The organism is Kaistia adipata DSM 17808 (assembly GCF_000423225.1).
Classification (GTDB): domain Bacteria; phylum Pseudomonadota; class Alphaproteobacteria; order Rhizobiales; family Kaistiaceae; genus Kaistia; species Kaistia adipata.
Genome location: NZ_KE383991.1, coordinates 574408 through 592411, shown reverse-complemented (window position 1 = coordinate 592411; position 18004 = coordinate 574408). Strand labels below are relative to the sequence as shown.

The 18004-nt window shown below is 65.7% G+C and carries 15 protein-coding genes and 1 tRNA gene; 5 read left to right on the top strand and 11 right to left on the bottom strand.

What is annotated here, in order from left to right:
- Positions 1-59 precede the first annotated feature (59 nt).
- Complete coding sequence (gene araD1, locus G539_RS0115675; protein ID WP_029076033.1) at positions 60-1064, top strand: AraD1 family protein; 1005 nt, start codon at positions 60-62, stop codon at positions 1062-1064.
- Between the two features lie 122 nt (positions 1065-1186).
- Positions 1187-2623 (top strand): aldehyde dehydrogenase family protein, encoded by a 1437-nt coding sequence (locus tag G539_RS0115670; protein ID WP_029076032.1) that lies wholly within the window; start codon positions 1187-1189, stop codon positions 2621-2623.
- Between the two features lie 137 nt (positions 2624-2760).
- Here the strand turns inward: G539_RS0115670 and G539_RS0115665 are convergent, their stop codons facing one another.
- From G539_RS0115665 to G539_RS0115645, 5 genes are all read right to left on the bottom strand, one after another.
- Complete coding sequence (locus G539_RS0115665) at positions 2761-3831, bottom strand: ABC transporter ATP-binding protein (protein ID WP_029076031.1); 1071 nt, start codon at positions 3829-3831, stop codon at positions 2761-2763.
- A gap of 16 nt (positions 3832-3847) precedes the next feature.
- Complete coding sequence (locus G539_RS0115660) at positions 3848-4633, bottom strand: ABC transporter permease (RefSeq protein ID WP_029076030.1); 786 nt, start codon at positions 4631-4633, stop codon at positions 3848-3850.
- A complete protein-coding gene (locus tag G539_RS0115655; protein WP_029076029.1) occupies positions 4630-5514 on the bottom strand; it encodes an ABC transporter permease in 885 nt (294 codons plus the stop codon). Before G539_RS0115655 ends, G539_RS0115660 begins: the two co-directional genes overlap by 4 nt.
- A 188-nt stretch (positions 5515-5702) precedes the next feature.
- A complete protein-coding gene (locus G539_RS0115650) occupies positions 5703-6806 on the bottom strand; it encodes an ABC transporter substrate-binding protein (RefSeq protein WP_029076028.1) in 1104 nt (367 codons plus the stop codon).
- A gap of 410 nt (positions 6807-7216) precedes the next feature.
- Positions 7217-8905: an arylsulfatase gene (locus G539_RS0115645; protein ID WP_029076027.1), complete on the bottom strand. Its 1689-nt coding sequence runs from the start codon at positions 8903-8905 to the stop codon at positions 7217-7219.
- Between the two features lie 545 nt (positions 8906-9450).
- Between G539_RS0115645 and G539_RS0115640 the strand changes: the two genes are divergently transcribed.
- Positions 9451-9524 (top strand) — tRNA-Gln (locus G539_RS0115640).
- Between the two features lie 618 nt (positions 9525-10142).
- Here G539_RS0115640 and G539_RS0115635 read toward each other — a convergent pair.
- The 6 genes from G539_RS0115635 to G539_RS0115610 are packed head-to-tail and all read right to left on the bottom strand — an operon-like array spanning position 10143 to position 15524.
- A complete protein-coding gene (locus G539_RS0115635) occupies positions 10143-11444 on the bottom strand; it encodes an alpha/beta fold hydrolase (protein ID WP_029076026.1) in 1302 nt (433 codons plus the stop codon).
- A 54-nt stretch (positions 11445-11498) separates the two neighbouring features.
- On the bottom strand, positions 11499-12005 hold the full coding sequence (locus G539_RS0115630; protein WP_029076025.1) for a GAF domain-containing protein: 507 nt from the start codon (positions 12003-12005) through the stop codon (positions 11499-11501).
- Between the two features lie 45 nt (positions 12006-12050).
- A complete protein-coding gene (locus G539_RS0115625; protein WP_029076024.1) occupies positions 12051-12791 on the bottom strand; it encodes an ABC transporter ATP-binding protein in 741 nt (246 codons plus the stop codon).
- Positions 12788-13618, bottom strand: a complete 831-nt coding sequence (locus G539_RS0115620) for an ABC transporter ATP-binding protein (protein WP_029076023.1) — start codon at positions 13616-13618, stop codon at positions 12788-12790. The genes G539_RS0115625 and G539_RS0115620 overlap by 4 nt, the downstream gene beginning before the upstream one ends.
- A complete protein-coding gene (locus G539_RS0115615) occupies positions 13615-14520 on the bottom strand; it encodes an ABC transporter permease (protein ID WP_029076022.1) in 906 nt (301 codons plus the stop codon). The genes G539_RS0115620 and G539_RS0115615 overlap by 4 nt, the downstream gene beginning before the upstream one ends.
- Entirely contained in the window at positions 14520-15524 is a 1005-nt protein-coding gene (locus G539_RS0115610; protein WP_051231491.1) for an ABC transporter permease, read from the bottom strand. Before G539_RS0115610 ends, G539_RS0115615 begins: the two co-directional genes overlap by 1 nt.
- A gap of 211 nt (positions 15525-15735) precedes the next feature.
- On the opposite strand from G539_RS0115610, the gene G539_RS25065 reads away from it, so the two are divergent.
- Positions 15736-16389 carry a helix-turn-helix domain-containing protein gene (locus G539_RS25065; RefSeq protein WP_029076020.1) on the top strand — a complete coding sequence of 218 codons (654 nt, stop codon included), beginning with the start codon at positions 15736-15738 and terminating at the stop codon, positions 16387-16389.
- Positions 16386-17981: an ABC transporter substrate-binding protein gene (locus tag G539_RS0115600; protein WP_029076019.1), complete on the top strand. Its 1596-nt coding sequence runs from the start codon at positions 16386-16388 to the stop codon at positions 17979-17981. The genes G539_RS25065 and G539_RS0115600 overlap by 4 nt, the downstream gene beginning before the upstream one ends.
- Positions 17982-18004: the final 23 nt, after the last annotated feature.

Below are 18004 nucleotides of genomic sequence, written 5' to 3'. Positions count from 1 at the left end.
ACAAGAATCGGCCGCGGCGGAACCGCTGACGGCCGCTCGGCATAACAGGAGAGAAACGAATGAGACTGATGCAGATCAAGACCGAGGCCGGCGATCGCGCCGTCGTCGCAACGGTGTCGAACGGCACCGGCGAGCGGTCCTACATCGTGCCGGGCTACAAGACCGTCTACGAGCTCGCCAAGGCGGCGATCGCCGCCAAGAGCGGCATCGAGGCCCTCGTCGAGGCGGCCTCCGTCGGCGCCACCGAGGAAGTCGATCGCGCCGCGCTGCTCGCTTCCGGCTGCGTGCTCGCGCCGATCGACCACGAGGATCCGGCGCATCTCCTGATCACCGGCACGGGCCTGACCCATCTCGGCTCGGCCTCGGCCCGCGACGCCATGCACAAGACGCCGGATGAGGACGAAGTCCTCACCGACTCGATGAAGATGTTCCGCATGGGCCTCGAGAACGGCAAGCCGGCGCCCGGCCAGCAGGGCGTGCAGCCGGAGTGGTTCTACAAGGGCGACGGCGCGCTGCTCGTCGGCCCCGGCCAGCCGCTGACCGCTCCGTCCTTCGCCCAGGACGGCGGCGAGGAGCCGGAAGTCGCCGGCATCTACATCGTCGGCGACGACGGCCACCCGTACCGGATCGGCTTCGCCATGGCGAACGAGTTCTCCGACCACATCATGGAGCGGGTGAACTACCTCTACCTCGCCCATTCCAAGCTGCGCCCGTGCTCGGTCGGCCCGGAGCTGCTCGTCGGCGCGCTGCCGGACGACGTGCGCGGCCGCTCGAAGATCTTCCGCGACGGCAAGGTGATCTTCGACGAGCCGTTCCTGTCGGGCGAGGCGAACATGTCGCATACGCTCGCCAACCTCGAATATCACCACTTCAAGTATGATTTCTTCCGCCGCCCGGGCCAGGTGCACGTCCACACCTATGGCACGGCGACGCTCTCCGTGGCGTTCGGTGTCAAGACCGAGGCCGGCGACGTGTTCGAGATCCAGTCCGACACCTTCGGCCTGCCGCTCCAGAACCCGCTCGCCTTCGCCAAGGAAGAGAAGGTCACCGTCACCCAGCTTTGAGGGTTGGCCATGGGGGGCTGGCGGGATACAAGGACCGGGACTCTCCGAACCTCGGTTCCCGCCCCCCTTTCCCCGGCTCCGGCCGGGGCCATATCCGTTCCACGACGTTCAAGGATTTTCTGATGAGCACACTCCACAAGAACTACATCGGTGGTGAATGGGTCGGCGGCACCGCGCGCCCCAACATCAATCCGTCCAATACGAACGAAGTGGTCGGTGAATTCGCGCAGGCGACCGTCGAGGACGCCAAGGCCGCGATCGACGCCGCTGCCGACGCGTTCAAGACCTGGTCGGTCTCGGGCATCCAGCAGCGCCACGACATCCTGAAGGCGACCGGCGACGAGATCCTCGCCCGCAAGGATGAGATCGGCCGCCTGCTGTCGCGCGAAGAGGGCAAGACCCTTCCCGAGGGCATCGGCGAGACCATCCGCGCCGCGCAGATCTTCCACTTCTTCGCCGGCGAGACGCTGCGTCTCTCGGGCGAGCTGCTGCCGAGCGTGCGTCCGGGCATCGACGTCGCGATCACCCGCGAGCCGGTCGGCGTCGTCGGCCTGATCACGCCGTGGAACTTCCCGATCGCCATTCCGGCCTGGAAGCTCGCCCCGGCGATCGCCTATGGCAACACCGTCGTTTTGAAGCCGGCCGACCTGGTTCCGGGCTGCGCCTGGACGATCGTCGACATCCTGGTTCGCAACGGCCTGCCCAAGGGCGTCGTCAACCTGGTCATGGGCCGCGGCTCGGTCGTCGGCCAGGCGATGCTCGACTCGCCGAAGATCAACGCGCTCTCGTTCACCGGCTCGGTCGGCACCGGCAAGAAGGTCGCCGAGGCCTCGATCGCCGTCATGCGCAAGTTCCAGCTCGAGATGGGCGGCAAGAACCCGACCATCGTGCTCGATGACGCCGACCTGAAGGTCGCGGTCGAGTCGACCGCCAACAGTGCCTTCTTCTCGACCGGCCAGCGCTGCACCGCTTCGTCGCGCCTGATCGTCACCGAGAAGATCCACGACCAGTATGTCGAGGCGCTGACCGCCCGCATGAAGGACCTCGTCGTCGACGACGCCGTCAAGCAGGGCACGCATATCGGCCCGGTCGTCGACCAGAGCCAGCTCGACCAGGACGAGCGCTACATCCAGATCGCCAAGGACGAGGGCGCCACGCTCGCCTTCGGCGGCGAGCGGATCGAGCGCGAGAACCCGGGCTTCTTCCTGCAGCCGGCGCTGTTCACCAACACGACGCCCGACATGCGCATCAACAAGGAAGAGGTCTTCGGCCCGGTCGCCAGCGTGATCAAGGTCAAGGACTACGAGGAGGCGCTCGCCGTCGCCAACGACACGACCTTCGGCCTCGCCGCCGGCATCGTGACCACCAGCCTCAAGCATGCGACGCACTTCAAGCGTCACTCCGAGGCCGGCATGGTCATGGTCAACCTGCCGACCGCCGGCGTCGACTATCACGTGCCGTTCGGCGGCCGGAAGGGTTCGAGCTACGGCCCGCGCGAGCAGGGCAAGTACGCGGCCGAGTTCTTCACGACCGTTAAGACCGCTTACACCCTGCCGTAATCGGCCTCGGGTTCGAGCAAAGGGAAACGGGCGCCTTCGGGCGCCCGTTTTCGTTTCGCACCGTCGGGCCGGAGCGGCGCGCGATCGGCATGAGGCGGCGGCAACAGGCCGCGCGCATGGCGCGCAGGCGCGATCGATCAGATCGCCGGCCGGTCGAGCACCAGCAGGTCCTCATGACCGAAATGCACGTTCACCGGCTCGCCGCGCACCGGCGGGGCGCTGTGCGGGCGGTTGAAGGTGTCGAGCGAGACGACGTTGTCGCCGAAGCGGACGCGGATGCGGACGACGGGGCCGAGGAAATGCACCTCCTCGATGACGCCCTTCAGCCCGTTCCGGCCGGGCTCCGTCTCGCCGATCGAGAGCGCCTCGGGCCGGAGCGCCACGGCGAGGCTGTCACCCGTCGAGGCGCCGTTGGCGCCGCGCGTCGCCACGACCTCCTGGCCGTCGATGGCGATGCGGCCGGTGGCGGTGTCGACCATCGTGCCGTTCAGCACGTTGAGCGTGCCGACGAAGGTGGCGACGAAGCGCGTCTTCGGGTTGTTGTAGATCTCGAACGGCGTGCCGAGCTGCTCGATGCGGCCCTCGTTCATGACGCAGATGCGATCCGACATGGAGAGCGCTTCTTCCTGGTCGTGCGTCACATAGATGGTCGTGATGCCGAGCGAGCGCTGCACGGCGCGGATCTCGTCGCGGAGCGCGATGCGGATCTTGGCGTCGAGGGCGGAGAGCGGCTCGTCGAGCAGCAGGATCTTCGGCTGGATGGCCAGCGCGCGGGCGAGCGCCACGCGCTGTTGCTGGCCGCCGGAGAGCTGGTAGGGAAAGCGGTTGCCGACATCCGGCAGCTTGATCAGCGCCAGCATCTCCTTCACCCGCGCCGCGATCTCGGCCGAGGACTTCTTCGCCACCTTGAGGCCGAAGGCGATGTTGTCGGCGACCGTCATGTTCGGGAACAGCGCATAGGCCTGGAACACCATGCCGATGTTGCGCTGGTTCGGGCGGAGGTCGGTGACGTCCTTGCCGTCGATCTTGATCGTGCCGGACGTCGGCGTCTCGAAGCCGGCGATCATCCTGAGCGTCGTCGTCTTGCCGCAGCCCGACGGCCCCAGGAACGAGACGAACTCGCCGCGCTCGACGGCAAGGTCGATGCCGTGGATCGTCGTCTGGTTGCCGAAGGTCTTGGTGATCTTCTCGAGCGTCAGGAAAGCCATGCGCGGGGTCCCGGGTTCAACGGCGGGTGTCGTTGCGGCGGCCGCCGCCGAAGAGCTGGATCAGGCCCATGCAGGCCCAGGTGATGATGAAGGCGATGATGGCGAGCGCCGCCGGCTCATAGGCCCTATTGGCGCCGACGAGCTGCAGATAGGGTCCGAAGGCCGGCCGGTTCAGCAGGCTCGCCATGGTGAACTCGCCGATGACGATGGCGAAGGTAAGGAACGCACCGGAGAGCACCGCGACGCGCACGTTCGGCAGGATCACCTGGAACAGGATGCGCGGCCAGGAACTGCCGAGGCTCTGCGCGGCCTCTGTCAGCGTGCGGATGTCGATGGCGCGCAGCCCCGTGTCGACCGCCCGGTACATGTAGGGCAGGGCGAGCGTGACATAGGCGCAGGTGAGCAGGAAGTCCGTTCCCCGCGCGGAATTGGTGAGCGGGATCCAGGACGAGGAATTGTACATCCGGATATAGCCGAAGACGAGCACGATGGCCGGGATCACCAGTGGCAGCAGGGTGATGAACTCGACCAGCGGCCGCAGCCGCGGCAGCTTCAGCTGCACGATATAGGCGGTTGGCACCACGATCAGCACGCCGACGATGATCGCGGCGACGGCGATCAGCGCCGAATAGGTGAAGCTCGCCTGGAAGTTCGGGTCGCCGAAGACGACGCGGTAGGCCTCGAACGAATATTCGCCGCGCTTCATCCGGAGCGAGAACTCGAAGGTCGCGACGAGCGGCACGAGGAAATAGATCGCGCCGAGGATGATGGTGATCCAGGGGCCGATGACCGGACGCTTCATCGCATCCACCTCTCGCTGCGCGAGCGGAGCCAGATATAGGCGCCGTTCGAAAGTCCGGTGATCAGGATCATGCCGAGCGCCAGCGCGTAGCCGAGGTTCGGATCGTGCAGAACGTCGCCGCGGATCTGCGCGAACAGCAGGATGGTGATGATGTTGAGCGACGAGCCGGTCAGCGCATAGGCGGTGGCGATGGCGCCGAAGGCGTTGGCGAAGAGCAGCAGGAAGGCGCCGAGCAGGCTCGGCCACAGGATCGGGAAGGCGACCATGCGCCAGTACTGCCAGGTCGTGGCGCCGAGGATGGCCGAGGCCTCGCGCCATTCGCGCTTCAGCCCGTCGATCGCCGGCGTCATGATCAGGATCATCAGCGGGATCTGGAAATAGAGATAGGTCAGCGTCAGGCCGCCGAAGCTCAGCAGGTTGAAGCCGTAGCGGTAGATGTTGAAGCCGAAGATGCTGGTCAGGAGCGCCGTGACGAGGCCGGTTCGGCCGAGCGTCGCCATGAAGGCGAAGGCGAGCGGCACGCCGGCGAAATTCGACGCCACGCCCGAGAACGTCATCATCGTCGGGCGGATCCAGCGCGGCACGCGGCCGAGCGCCACTGCATAGGCGATCCCGAAGCCGATCAGCGCGCCGCCGAAGGCGGAGGCGGCGCTGATCGCGATCGAGGTGCGATAGGCCTTGATGATCGTCGGCTGGTTCAGGTTGGCGATGTTCTGCAGCGTGAAATTGCCCTGCGGATCCTGGAAGGCGCCGATCATCAGCAGCGTCGCCGGTATGATCAGGAACATCAGCGCGAACAGCATGAAGGGCACGACGCCGAGCCAGGTCAGCGAGAGGGGGCGCGGTCTCGCTCGGGCGGACTCTGCGGCGGATGCTGCCATGGCGGCCTGTCTGCGGTTGCTCGGGAACTGAGGATGCTGGCCCGCCCGGATCGAGGCAAGGGCAGGCGGCTAAATAATACGGGAGAGTCGCCGCCGGGGCGGGGCGGCTGCATCACGGGAAAGAGCCCGGCCGGGGCCGGGCTCCTTGTTCTGCGCGGGCCGAAGCGCCGCCTGTCCGGCGAAGCGCCTTACTTCGGAATGTCGGCGCCGACGACCGAATCCCACTGCTTGGCGATCACTTCCTTGGAGGCGTTCTGCTGCTCGACCGTCGGGAAGACGGCCTTGGCGTAGCCCTCGGCCGGCGGCAGCTTGGCGAGCAGGTCGGCCGGGATCTTGCCGTTCTTGGCGAGATCGTCGAAGCGGATCGGGTGGCAGTAGCCGGCGAGCCAGGCGAGCTGGCCCTCGTCGGAATAGAGATACTCCATCCAGAGCTTGGCGGCGTTCGGGTGCGGGGCGTAGGCGCTGATGCCCTGCACGTAGACGCCGGCGACGACGCCGGTCTTCGGCACCACGACCTCGGCGGCCGGGTTGCCCTTCAGCACGTCGCGCCAGGCAAGCGAATTGTAGTCCCAGGCGATCAGGATCGGCGTCGAGCCCTGCGCCAGCGACGCGGCCTTGCCGATGACGGGCACGAAATTGCCCTTCTTGTTCAGCTCGGCGAAGAACTTCAGGCCCTCGTCGCCGGCCTTGGCGATGTCGCCCTTCGAGCCGGACAGGCCGGCGGCGAAGACGCCCTGGATCGCCTGCGCCGCGACGCGCGGGTCGCCGGCGAGGGCGACGGAGTTGGCGTATTCATCCGAGAGCAGGTCCTTCCAGTCCTGCGGCACGGTCTTGATGATGTCGGTGTTCACCAGGAACGACATCACGCCGTAATAGTCGCCGTACCAGTAGCCGTCAGCGTCCTTGGCGGCGTCCGGGATCGTGTCCCAGGTCGAGACCTTGTAGGGCTGCAGCAGGCCCTCGGCCTTGGCCGAGGGGCCGAAGGGCAGGCCGACGTCGATCACGTCGGGGGCCTGCGGGCCGGTATTGCCCTTGTTCGCCTTGATCGCCTCGATCTCGTCGCCGGAGCTGGCGTCCGGGTTCAGCTCGTTGACGGCGATGCCGTACTTGTTCTTGAAGCCCTCGATGACGGCGCCATAGCCGCACCAGTCATGCGGCAGCGCGATCGTCGTCAGCTGGCCTTCCTTCTTGGCCGCCGCGATCAGCTCGTCGAGGTTCTGTCCGAGCGCAACGCCCGTGGTCGCGCAGATGGCGAGCGCGGATACCGAAATCCGCAGCCAGTTCGTCTTCATGCTTGTTCTCCCCTCGGCACATCATCGCCCGATTGCCCCGGCTCGGCCCCCTGGCCGGCCAGATGATAAGCCGTCTCATGCGATAGCTAGCACGCAAGTTTGAAGCTTGGATGTCGCTCGTTATTCGTGACGCGGCCTGTGGAAGATCCGCCTTCCGCCTCCCGTGCGCTCGAGCGTTTGTCCAGGACGCTGCCTGCCGCCGGAAACGGGCGCGGACACCGACGATGCAACCATATCGCAGCTCGCGACGGTTCGTAAGGCGGCTCATCGCGTCGGATTCGGAGGGATGGCTGCGGGGGAGATTGGGCGAATCCGGCGCCGCCGCGGCGGGCGTGGCGGCGGCCTGCTGCCAGCCGCCACCCCCGCGTCGAGCTCAACCTGACGGCGGGGGGCGCCGCCGGCGGGCCGGCTCAGTTGCCGGGCTGGTTCTTGATCGCGGCGTCGATCTTCCGCTTCACCGCGTCCAGATTGAACGAGGCGGGGTCCTGCATCGGCGGATAGTCGATCGCCGTCATCGCCAGCTTGGCGACCTCGTTCTGCACGCTGACGAAGCGCCAGAACTCGCGGGCGTAGAAGTCGTTCATGTAGCCGCCGCCGAGGTCGTTCAGGCTCTGTCCGCCGGTCGACGGCGTGCGCTCGAACGGATCCTGGCGGATGTTGACCATGACCGGCATGTCGGTCGTTTCCTTGGCGCCCGGCCAGCCGCCCGGCTGCTGGAAGAACTGGAACTTGAAGTTGTCGATCCGGACGGCGCCGAGTTCCGGGCCGCCGAAATAGAAGAATTCGTGCCGCGCCGACGGGCCCTTGCCGGTCAGCAGGGCGGTCTGGTCATAGCCGTCGAGATGGTTCTTGTAGGTGCGGTCGCCGAGCTGGACGCCCTTCAGGAGCTGGGCCGTGATGTCGGGATTGCCAGCCGCCGCGACCAGCGTCGGGAACCAGTCGAGCGCCGAGAAGATACCGTTCTCGACCGTGCCGGGCTTGACCTTGCCCGGCCAGCGGATGATCGCCGGCGCCCGGAAGCCGCCCTCCATCACCGTGCCCTTGGTGCCCTTGAACGGCGTCATGCCGCCATCCGGCCAGGTGAACACCTCGGCGCCATTGTCGGTCGTGAAGACCAGGATGGTGTTGTCGGCCTCGCCGGCGTCGTCGATGCATTTCATCAGCGCGCCGACATTGTCGTCGAGCTGCGCCATGCCGGCTTCCTCGAGGCCGTAATTGGTGTCGGCGTTCATCAGCGCCTGGTATTTCGGCGACAGGAAGGTCCAGACATGCATGCGCGTCGTGTTGTGCCAGAGGAAGAACGGCTTTCCGTCCGTCTTCGCCTTGTCCATGAAGTCGCAGGACGCCTTCACCAGCACCTCGTCGAAGGTGCCCATGTCGTATTTCGCCTTCGGCGTGATGTCGTGCATGTTCGGCACGTTGGTCATGTCGGGATAGGGCGCCAGCGGCCCCTCGTCGACGATGCGCTGCTTGCCGACCTTGCCCCAGCGCGGCATCACCGTCGCGTCGTCGACGTCGGTGGCGTAGCTGTGCACGAGATTGCGCGGACCGACCTTGTCCCGGTACGACTGGTCGTCCGGGAAGGAATACCAGTACGGGTCCGACATCGCGTCGAGGTGATAGAGGTAGCCGAAGAACTCGTCGAAGCCGTGCAGCGTCGGCAGGTACTTGTTCAGGTCGCCGAGGTGGTTCTTGCCGAACTGGCCGGTGGCGTAGCCCTGTTCCCTGAGCGCGGAGGCGATCGTCGCCGCCTTGTCCGGCATGCCGACATCGGCGCCCGCCTGGCCGACCGTCGTCAGGCCGGTGCGCAGCGGGATCTCGCCGGTGATGAAGCTGGCGCGGCCGGCCGTGCAGCTCGCCTCGGCGTAATAGTCGGTGAACATCATGCCCTCCGACGCCAGCCGGTCGAGGTTCGGCGTCTTGCCGGACATGATTCCGCGGTGATAGGCGCCGATGTTGAACCAGCCCACGTCGTCGCCCATGATCACGACGATGTTGGGCCTGGCCTGGTTCGCCTGCTGGGCCGGGGCCGCCGTGTTCATGGCAAGGATGAACGTGGAGGACAGCAAGCCGGCGCAAATATTTCGCATGGCATGCATGTTGTCGTCCTTTTCAAATGAATGAGCGCGCGCGGATGGGCGCGCGACAAGGAACGCGACAGGGGAATGCGCGATTTGGACTGCTGATCTGCGGCGGTCTTTCCGCCGGCGCGGACAATACTACGGGCTGTCGGGGCGGCTAACACACAATCCTGTCACCGGCAGTGAGGACCGGATGCGTTGGGCGGCCGACGGGCGCGACCCGCGCCGAAACATTTGTCGCCCGGCGTCGCGGCGCCGGCACTTTGCCGGGCAGGGCGCGGCCGGCGGATGGCGCGCGGCGAGGCGGCAGGCGAGGGGAGGCTGGCCCCGGCTGTGGTGGTCGCGGCGGTCGTGCTCGCGGCGCTCGGGCGGCCGGCGGTGGATGGCAGGCGGCGCGCGACAATCCCCAGGCTTCGATCACCGGGGTGTGAATTTCGGAAAACAGGCGCTTGACCCTCCCGCCGAAACCGCCTATCTCCACACCCACGACGCGGCGCTCGTTGCAGACGCCTCCCCGCCGGACCCTAGGTCCGAAAAAAGGTGAGGTCGATCAAGCGCTTAGTTGGGGAATAGTTTAACGGTAGAACGACGGACTCTGACTCCGTTAGTCTTGGTTCGAATCCAGGTTCCCCAGCCACTTTCTCAGAAATCGACAATGTTGACGGCTTGTGCGAGCTTGGTGGCCTGAGTTTGGGCCCCTCGATTTTCTCGACGGCCCGTAGGGCCGCTCCCCTTGCAGGATTTCCTGCAAGTCCGCAACTCACCCCTGCCTGACCGCTTCAGGACGCCGTTCTCCGAACTCGTCAAGCGGCTCTTGGAGAGGCCGTCAGAGGGACAGGCGCTCTAGCCTGGCTGACCAGACCATCGGCCGGCTAGGGACCGTCCACGGGCTCGGTTCCACCCGCGCTTCCTCATAGGCCAGGTCACCATTTCAAAGACCACGCCGCCTTTCTTCGCCGGGACCCTGTCCCCGTCATCCGAATGGGGGCGAGCGCATTTCCGGTCGCACATCACCCGGTTCGCTTCCGATCTCGCTGCAGTGTGGAAGGGGCGGCGAAGCGGTACGAAGTCTCCGGTGCCGATCCGTTTGCCGGATGGCGGGGCGGAGAGCCGGGCACGGAGGAGGGCGACGCACCCTGGCCAGTCGACGCCCTTGGCACGATGCCGGGCGGACAGGGCGATGGCGGGGCGCTGGGCGCCCCGGTCCCATCGACTGGCTACCCCGCATCGTCCTGCTGGTTCGATATCGCGGCGGTCAAGACGGAGAGCCGAGAAGGGGGCCGCCCTTGTCCCCGACCATGCCGACCAGCCGCGTGAGTACCGAACCGGACTGGCGGAGGCCGTCATGCTCGAACTCATTGGTAATCCAGTAGTCCAAGTTTCCGACATGCCGGGCCGTCTGAAGCGATAGCTCAGCGTCGACATACATGTCGTCATGGTAGATCGCGGCGGCCACGGGAACGGCATTCGCAGCGAGCTTGGCGCTATCGTAGAACCGACGTTCGTTCTTGCGTCGCGCAAGCGCCTCCGCGCCAGCCTTGAACGGCCTGAGGGCAGCGATGTCGTCGTACATCCACGGAAACATCATCTCGCCGGTGAACAGGAGCGGCCGCGCACTCGAACAGAAGAGAGCCGGTCTTTGCTGTTCCGCGCTCCAGGCCGTTGGTTCGTCTCCGGCGTATATGGCCTCTTGCAGGACGGCATAGAGCGGATTGCTCGCGAAGGACGTCCCATCGCAGACCGAGCGAATGAACAGCGCGGAAAGGCCGGACTGCGCAGCGTCATCGAGCGCTTCGTCCAACAGCCAGTGGGTGTTCTCAAATCCGAGCTTCAGGCCGAAATCGATGCCAAGCATCTGGAGCCGCCGAACCGTGAGCCTGTCGCCGTCCGGGAGTGTCGGCGTCCGCTCCTCCAGCCGATCGGCAATATCGGCCACGCGGGCGATATTCTGCGGAAAGCGCTTGTAGAAGGCGGCATTCTTCGCGGCAACGCGTGGATAGGTATGCTGGTAGGTCTGGGCCGCGGATGTGCCCAGGCCAGGCAGGCCGCCGGTAATGTAGCAGGCCGTCAGCGCCTCGGGCGCGTGGCTGAGATAGGTCAGGGTCAGAAAGCCGCCATAGCTTTGGCCGAGCGTCTGCCAGCGCTTGCCGCCAAACGCGGAATTTCGCAGATGTTCGAGATCCGCGACGATGGAATCGGCCAGAAACAGCTGCAGATGGTCAGCCGCGGCCTCGCCATCGGCAAATCGGGCCATGGTGCCCGACGTCACGGGTGTCGAGCGTCCGGTGCCGCGCTGGTCCGGGAGGACGACCCGATAGGTCTTCAGGGCCTCGTGAAGCCAACCGGGCGAGTTGCCGGTTGGACGAGGGGACTTGCCACCTGGGCCGCCTTGAAGAAAGCAGAGCAGCGGAAGATCTTCGAACTTGCGGGCCGGATCGACCACCTCGCGCGCGAACAGCTGGATGGCCGGGCCGGCCGGATTCGACCAATCGAGCGGCACGGGAATGACATGGTCGCGGATGTGCATGCCCGGGAGGGTGTATTCCGAAACGATCATGTGGTTCGCTCTCGCTTGAGGCCCGGCCCGTCATTTTCCAGGGCGAGGGATGACTTAGCCGCGTTCGAGGTGCTCGACGGCGAGGAAGGCGGCCTTGGCCGCCAGCGACAGCAACTTGGCCGCCTCGACACGCTCGGGCGTGTAGTAGTGCTCCTCGTGCAGCATGTTGACGGTGCCAAGCATCCTGTCGCCGACGAAGACTGGCCAGTTGAGCACCGAGCCGGTGCCGAGCGACCAGATCGTCTCATGGTCGGGGAAGACGTCGGCTATGTCCTTGATCGTGTTGGCGACGAAGGGCTGGCGCTTGACGTGGATCGTCTCGAACCAATGGGTGCGGTTGATCGGCTTGGTGCCGGAGACCGGATAGGCATCCGGGTGGCTGGTGAATGTGCGGGCCGAGCAGTCGTTGGCCCAGTCGAGCCGCATGACGGTGAAGAGCTTGGCGCCGACGATGACATCGGCCAGCGCCTGGAGCGCCTTCCAGACGCCCTCGACCTCCGTTGTCGTCGCGATGGCGGCGTCGAAGGCGACCAGCGCCTCGGCGATTGCGGTGTCGGTCATGGCAATCTCGATATTTCAGATCTTGGGAGTTCGGCCTGGGAGGGCTCAAGCCGGGTGGGACGGGCTGAACTGGATCAGTTCGCGCGAATAGGGGTCTTCCAGTGCGCCGCGCTTGAGCTGATCGGCGCTGGCGACCTCGACGATGCGGCCATGCCGCATGACGGCCAGCCGATCGCAGAGGAAGGAGACGACGGCAAGATTGTGGGTGACCATCAGATAGGTCAGCCCCTGCTCGCGGCGCAGGCGCTTGAGCAGGTTGAGGATCTCCGCCTGCACCGAGACGTCGAGCGCCGAGGTCGGTTCGTCGAGCAGCAGCAGCTTGGGCCTGAGGATGAGCGCCCGCGCAATCGCCACCCGCTGGCGCTGGCCGCCGGAGAGCTGATGCGGGAAGCGGAAGCGGAAGCGGCGGTCGAGGCCGACCGATTGCATCACCTCGTCGACGCGCTCGCCATTGTCGGCGATGCCATGGATGGCCAGCGGCTCGCTCAGCGTCGCATCCACCGTCTTGCGCGGGTGGAGCGAGCCGTAGGGATCCTGGAACACCATCTGGCACTGGCGCGCGAAGCCGCGATCGATGCCGGGCGAACGGGCCTGGCCGAATGCCGTTATGGAACCGGTCCAGCTCGTCGCGATGCCCGCAATGGCCCTGAGCACCGTGGTCTTGCCCGAGCCGCTCTCGCCGACCAGCGCGAAGCTCTCGCCCTCGGCGACCGAGAGGTTGATGTCGTGCGTAACCTTCGATTCGCCGTAGCAGATATCAAGGTTTTCGATCGTCAGCGCGCTCATGTCGAAGCCTCGTCGCGTTGCAGGACCGGCAATTCCTCGCGATCCTCATCGAGACGCGGGATCGCGGCGAGCAGGCCGCGCGTATAGGGATGCTTGGCGTTGCGGAGCTCGCTTGCGATGCACTCCTCCACCACCTCGCCGGCGCGCATCACCAGGATGCGGTCGCAATAGCCCGACACCAGGTCAAGGTCGTGGCTGACCAGGATCAGCCCCATGCCCTTGCGCTTGACGAGATCGTCGATGATCTCGAGCACTTGTGCCTGTACCGATACGTCGAGCGCCGAGGTCGGCTCGTCGGCGATCAGGAGGTCCGGCTCCGGGATCAGCATCATGGCGATCATGATGCGCTGGCCCATGCCGCCGGAGACCTCGTGCGGATAGAGGCCGAGCACGCGCGCGGGATCGTTGATGCGAACGGCCTCCAGCATGGCGAGGGTGCGGCCGCGGATGTCGGTGCGACCGAGCTTCTGGTGCGTCAGCAGCGCCTCGGCGATCTGGGCGCCGATGGTCATGACCGGATTGAGCGAATATTTCGGGTCCTGCATGACCATCGAAATGCGCGCGCCCCGGATGGCGCGCATCTGCCGATCCGACTGGGCGAGCAGGTCGATGCCGTCGAAGCGCAGCTTGTCGGCCGTGACCTTGCCCGGGGCCCGGATCAGCCGCAGGATCGAGCGACCGGTCATCGACTTGCCGGAGCCGCTTTCGCCGACGATGCCGAGGCGCTCGCGGCCGAGCGTCAGCGACAGCCCCTTGACCACGTCGACCGGACCGCGCGCGGTCGGGAAGGTGACGCGCAGGTTCTCGATTTCAAGCAAGGCGCTCATTGACGGTCTCCATGCTTGGGGTCGAGGACATCGCGCAGGCCGTCTCCGAGGAAGCAGAAGCCGAGGCTGACGATGACGATCGCGAAGCCCGGCATGGTCGCAACCCACCACTCGTTGAGGATGAAGGAACGGCCGCGCGAGATCATCGCGCCCCATTCGGGCAGCGGCGGCTGCGCGCCGAGGCCGATGAAGCCGAGGCCCGCCGCGGTCAGGATGATGCCGGCCATGTCGAGCGTGACGCGGATGATCATCGACGAACTGCACAGCGGCAGGATGTGGTTGACGATGACGCGGAAGGATGACGCGCCCTGAAGCTCGACCGCGGAGACGAACTCCGAGTTGCGGATGGTCAGCGTCTCGGCGCGGGCGATGCGGGCATAGCCCGGCCAGGTCGCGATCGCGATGGCGATGATGGCGTTCTGGATGCCGGGCCCGAGGGCTGCGACGAAAGCCAGCGCCAGGATCAGCTTCGGCATCGACAGGAAGATGTCGGTGATGCCCATCAGGATGCGATCGACCCAGCCGCCATAGTAGCCGGCGATCGCGCCAATGACGAGCCCGACGGGCGCCGCGAGCACCGCCACCAGCATCACGATCATCAGGGTGATGCGGGCGCCGTAGACGACGCGGCTCCAGATGTCGCGGCCGAGTTCGTCCGTGCCCATCCAGTACTCGGCGCTTGGCGGCTTGAGCCGCATGGCGAGGTCCTGGGTGATGGGCGAATGGGTGGCGATCCAGGGCGCAAACAGCGCGGCCAGGATCAGCGCCAGCACGATCAGGGCACCGACCATCGCCAGCGGATTGCGCATCAGGGCGCGGGACAGACGATAGCCGCGGCCAAGGCGCGCCTGCAGGCGCGAGGACGGTGAATCGTCGAGAAGCCAGTCGCGTGTGGTCGCCATCAGCGCGCCCTCGGGTCGAGGACGCGGTAGAGCACGTCCGAAATCTTGTTGATGCCGATGAACACGGCGCCGATGACCAGCGTTGCGCCCAGAACGGCGTTCATGTCGGCGTTGAGCAGCGCCGTGGTAAGATAGTTGCCGATGCCGGGCCAGGAAAAGACGGTCTCGATCATGACCGAGCCCTCGAGCAGGCCGGCATAGGACAGGGCGATGACAGTGATCAGCGGCACGAGGATCGGCCGGAACGCATGGCGCCAGAGGACGAGGCGCTCCGGCACGCCCTTGACGCGGGCGGTGGTGATGTATTCCTGCGCCAGTTGGTCGAGCATGAAGGAGCGCGTCATGCGGGCGATGTAGGCCAGGCTGAAGAAGCCAAGCACCGCCGCCGGCAGCAAGATATGCGATAAGGCATTGAAGAAGATCTCGGTTTCGCCGGCGAGCAGGCTGTCGACCAGCAGCAGGCCCGTGACGGGATCCACCATGCCGTCATAGAAGACGTCGATACGGCCGGGTCCCCCGACCCATTGCAGCTTGGCGTAGAACAGCGCGAGACCGACAAGGCCGAGCCAGAACGCCGGTATCGAATAGCCGAGCAGGCCAACGACGCGGATGACCTGGTCGACCAGGCTGCCCTGGCGGCTGGCGGCATAAACCCCCATTGGCACGCCGAGCAGCACGCCGATGAGGATGCCGAGCGTCGCCATCTCCAGCGTGGCGGGGAAAACACGGGCGAGATCCTCGGCGACGGGCCGGCCGGTCGACACCGACATGCCGAGATTTCCCGTCAGCACATTCCCGACATAATCGAGGAACTGGACGATCAGCGGCCTGTCCAGGCCCATCTCGAGGCGGGCCGCTTCGTAGACGGCGCGCGGAGCGCGGTCGCCGACAACGGCCAGCACCGGATCGATCGGCACGACGCGGCCGATGAAAAAGGTGATGGCAAGGAGGCCGAGGAAGGTAAAGGCAACGGCAAAGAGGATGCTGAGCAGCCCTTTGCCCATTTTCCAGGCGCGCCGCGCCGTGTGCGATGCGCCTCTGGAGCCGGATGGAAGCGCCAGCGCGGGGTCGGTTTCTGATGCCACGTGGTGTGGGTCCTGCTCCAATGGCCGTGGCGCGAGTGCGGCACGGATGTCGTTAGTCGAGAAACATTCCGCTTGGACCATACAAATAACTTTGATTAAATCAAAAAAAATTTGATGGAGCGAAGCGAGCGTGTCCTCGGAGACCAGCAGGAAAGCGAAGGCGGGCCAGCCGAAGGTGGGGGCGCTGATCCGTGGCCGCCGCCGGCAGCTGTCAATGACATTGCAGGAATTGTGCAATGCCGCAGGCATTTCCGTCGGCTATCTGAGCCAGGTTGAACGCGATCAGGCCACCCCGTCGCTCGGTACGCTCGCCCATATTGCGCGCGGGCTCGACGTGCCGATCGACTATTTCATCGCGACGACGTCGATGGAGGACGGGCTGACGCGTGCGACCGCGCGCAGCCGCTTCTCGGTTGACGGCTCGTCGGTCATCTACGAGCGCATCGCGGCCGATTTCACAGGCAACGTGCTGTCGTCCTTCATTCTCCATATTCCGCCCGGCTACCGGTCCGAGACCGTGAGCCACGAGGGTGAGGAAATTGTGTTCATTCTCGAAGGCCAGATTGCTCACCGCCTCGAGGACGACGAAATGGTGCTTTCGGCCGGCGACAGCCTGCATTTTCGCGGCAATCGCCTCCATTCCTGGTCGAACGACACCGAGACGTTCGCGCGCATGCTCTGGACCGGCACCATGCCGATATTCAGGTCGCGCACGGAACATCCGCCCCTGCGTGCTACCGGGGGCAGGACCAAGAAGACGGGAACCAACGAGGAGAAAATATGACGAAAGTATTCAGGGTCGCGCTGCTCGCAGCAGCGCTGGCAATGCCGATTTTGCCGATCCAGGGCTGGGCTGCGACGCCGGCCGACGTGCTTGTCGTTGCGCAGAACATCGACGACATCGTGAGCATCGACCCGGCCGAGGCCTACGAGTTCTCGTCCGGCGAATACGCAACCCAGACCTATGACCGTCTCGTGCAGTACGATGCCCCCAATCCGAAGGCGCTGGTTGCCGGCCTCGCCAAGGAGTGGGTCGCCGACGACGCAAACAAGACGATCACCTTCACGCTGCGCGACGGCGTCAAGTTCAGTTCCGGCAATCCGCTCCGCGCCGAGGACGTGGTCTATTCCTGGAAGCGCGTGGTCGACCTCAACAAGGCGCCGGCCTTCATCCTGACGCAGCTCGGCTGGACGCCCGAGAACTACGACAAGATGGTCACGGTCGACGACGGCAAGGTGAAGGTGAAGTATGAGGGCGACTTCTCGTCGGCCTTCGTGCTCAACGTGCTCGCTTCCCGTCCTGCCTCGATCGTCGACGCCGTCACCGTGCAGGCGAATGAAGCCAATGGCGACATGGGCAATGCCTGGCTGAAGGCGAATTCGGCCGGCACCGGCCCGTTCGTGCTCAAGGCGTTCCGCCCGGGCGAGCTCATCAACCTGAAGGCCAATCCCGACTATTTCAACGGCGCTCCCGCGCTCAAGGGCGTGATCATCCGCCATGTCGCCGAAGCCGCGACCCAGCAGCTGCTGCTGCAGTCGGGCGACGTCGATATGGCCAAGAACCTGACCTCGGACCAGATCGCCAGCCTCGCCGGCAACGACAAGCTGGCGACCGAGACCTATCCGCAGGCGGCCGTCCACTTCCTGTCGTTCAACCAGAAGACCGCGGCGCTGACGCCGCCGGCCGTCTGGGAAGCTGCCCGCTATCTGGTCAACTACAAGGGCATGACCGACACCTTCCTGAAGGGTCAGATGGAGACGCACCAGGCCTTCTGGCCGAAGGGTTTCCCGGGCTCGCTCGACGAGAATCCCTATAGCTATGATCCGGCCAAGGCCAAGCAGATCCTGGCGGATGCCGGCATCAAGACGCCGATCAAGGTAACGCTCGACGTCATCAACTCGACGCCGTTCACCGATATCGCGCAGTCGTTGCAGGCGGGCTTCGCCGAAGCGGGGATCACCTTCGACATCATCCCGGGCACCGGCTCGCAGGTGATCACCAAGTATCGTTCCCGCACGCACGAGGCGATGCTGCTGTACTGGGCTCCCGACTTCATGGACCCGGACTCCAACGCAGCGGCTTTCGCCTACAATGCGGACAACTCGGACGACCATGTCCAGGGCAGCGCCGCATGGCGCAACAGCTGGGCCGTGCCGGACGAGATGAACAAGGAGACGAAGGCGGCGCTCGCCGAGGCCGACCCGGCCAAGCGCGACGCGATGTACATCGATCTGCAGAAGAAGGTGCAGGCGAACTCGCCGATCGTCATCATGTTCCAGGCCGCCACCCAGGTCGCCCGCGCCAAGAACGTCGAGGGCTACGTCAACGGCGCCCTCTCCGACTTCGTGTTCTACCGTCAGGTCAAAAAGAACTGATCGGCGCCCGGCGGGGCCGATCC

Bases quoted from the DNA above. Each gene is read 5' to 3' on its own strand.
- G539_RS0115645 (WP_029076027.1), bottom strand. From the start codon at position 8,905: ATGCATGCCATGCGAAATATTTGCGCCGGCTTGCTGTCCTCCACGTTC.
- G539_RS0115650 (WP_029076028.1), bottom strand. From the start codon at position 6,806: ATGAAGACGAACTGGCTGCGGATTTCGGTATCCGCGCTCGCCATCTGC.
- G539_RS0115660 (WP_029076030.1), bottom strand. From the start codon at position 4,633: ATGAAGCGTCCGGTCATCGGCCCCTGGATCACCATCATCCTCGGCGCG.
- G539_RS0115665 (WP_029076031.1), bottom strand. From the start codon at position 3,831: ATGGCTTTCCTGACGCTCGAGAAGATCACCAAGACCTTCGGCAACCAG.
- araD1 (WP_029076033.1), top strand. From the start codon at position 60: ATGAGACTGATGCAGATCAAGACCGAGGCCGGCGATCGCGCCGTCGTC.
- G539_RS0115630 (WP_029076025.1), bottom strand. From the start codon at position 12,005: ATGACCGACACCGCAATCGCCGAGGCGCTGGTCGCCTTCGACGCCGCC.
- G539_RS0115655 (WP_029076029.1), bottom strand. From the start codon at position 5,514: ATGGCAGCATCCGCCGCAGAGTCCGCCCGAGCGAGACCGCGCCCCCTC.
- G539_RS0115635 (WP_029076026.1), bottom strand. From the start codon at position 11,444: ATGATCGTTTCGGAATACACCCTCCCGGGCATGCACATCCGCGACCAT.
- G539_RS0115610 (WP_051231491.1), bottom strand. From the start codon at position 15,524: ATGGGCAAAGGGCTGCTCAGCATCCTCTTTGCCGTTGCCTTTACCTTC.
- G539_RS0115625 (WP_029076024.1), bottom strand. From the start codon at position 12,791: ATGAGCGCGCTGACGATCGAAAACCTTGATATCTGCTACGGCGAATCG.
- G539_RS0115620 (WP_029076023.1), bottom strand. From the start codon at position 13,618: ATGAGCGCCTTGCTTGAAATCGAGAACCTGCGCGTCACCTTCCCGACC.
- G539_RS0115600 (WP_029076019.1), top strand. From the start codon at position 16,386: ATGACGAAAGTATTCAGGGTCGCGCTGCTCGCAGCAGCGCTGGCAATG.
- G539_RS0115615 (WP_029076022.1), bottom strand. From the start codon at position 14,520: ATGGCGACCACACGCGACTGGCTTCTCGACGATTCACCGTCCTCGCGC.
- G539_RS0115670 (WP_029076032.1), top strand. From the start codon at position 1,187: ATGAGCACACTCCACAAGAACTACATCGGTGGTGAATGGGTCGGCGGC.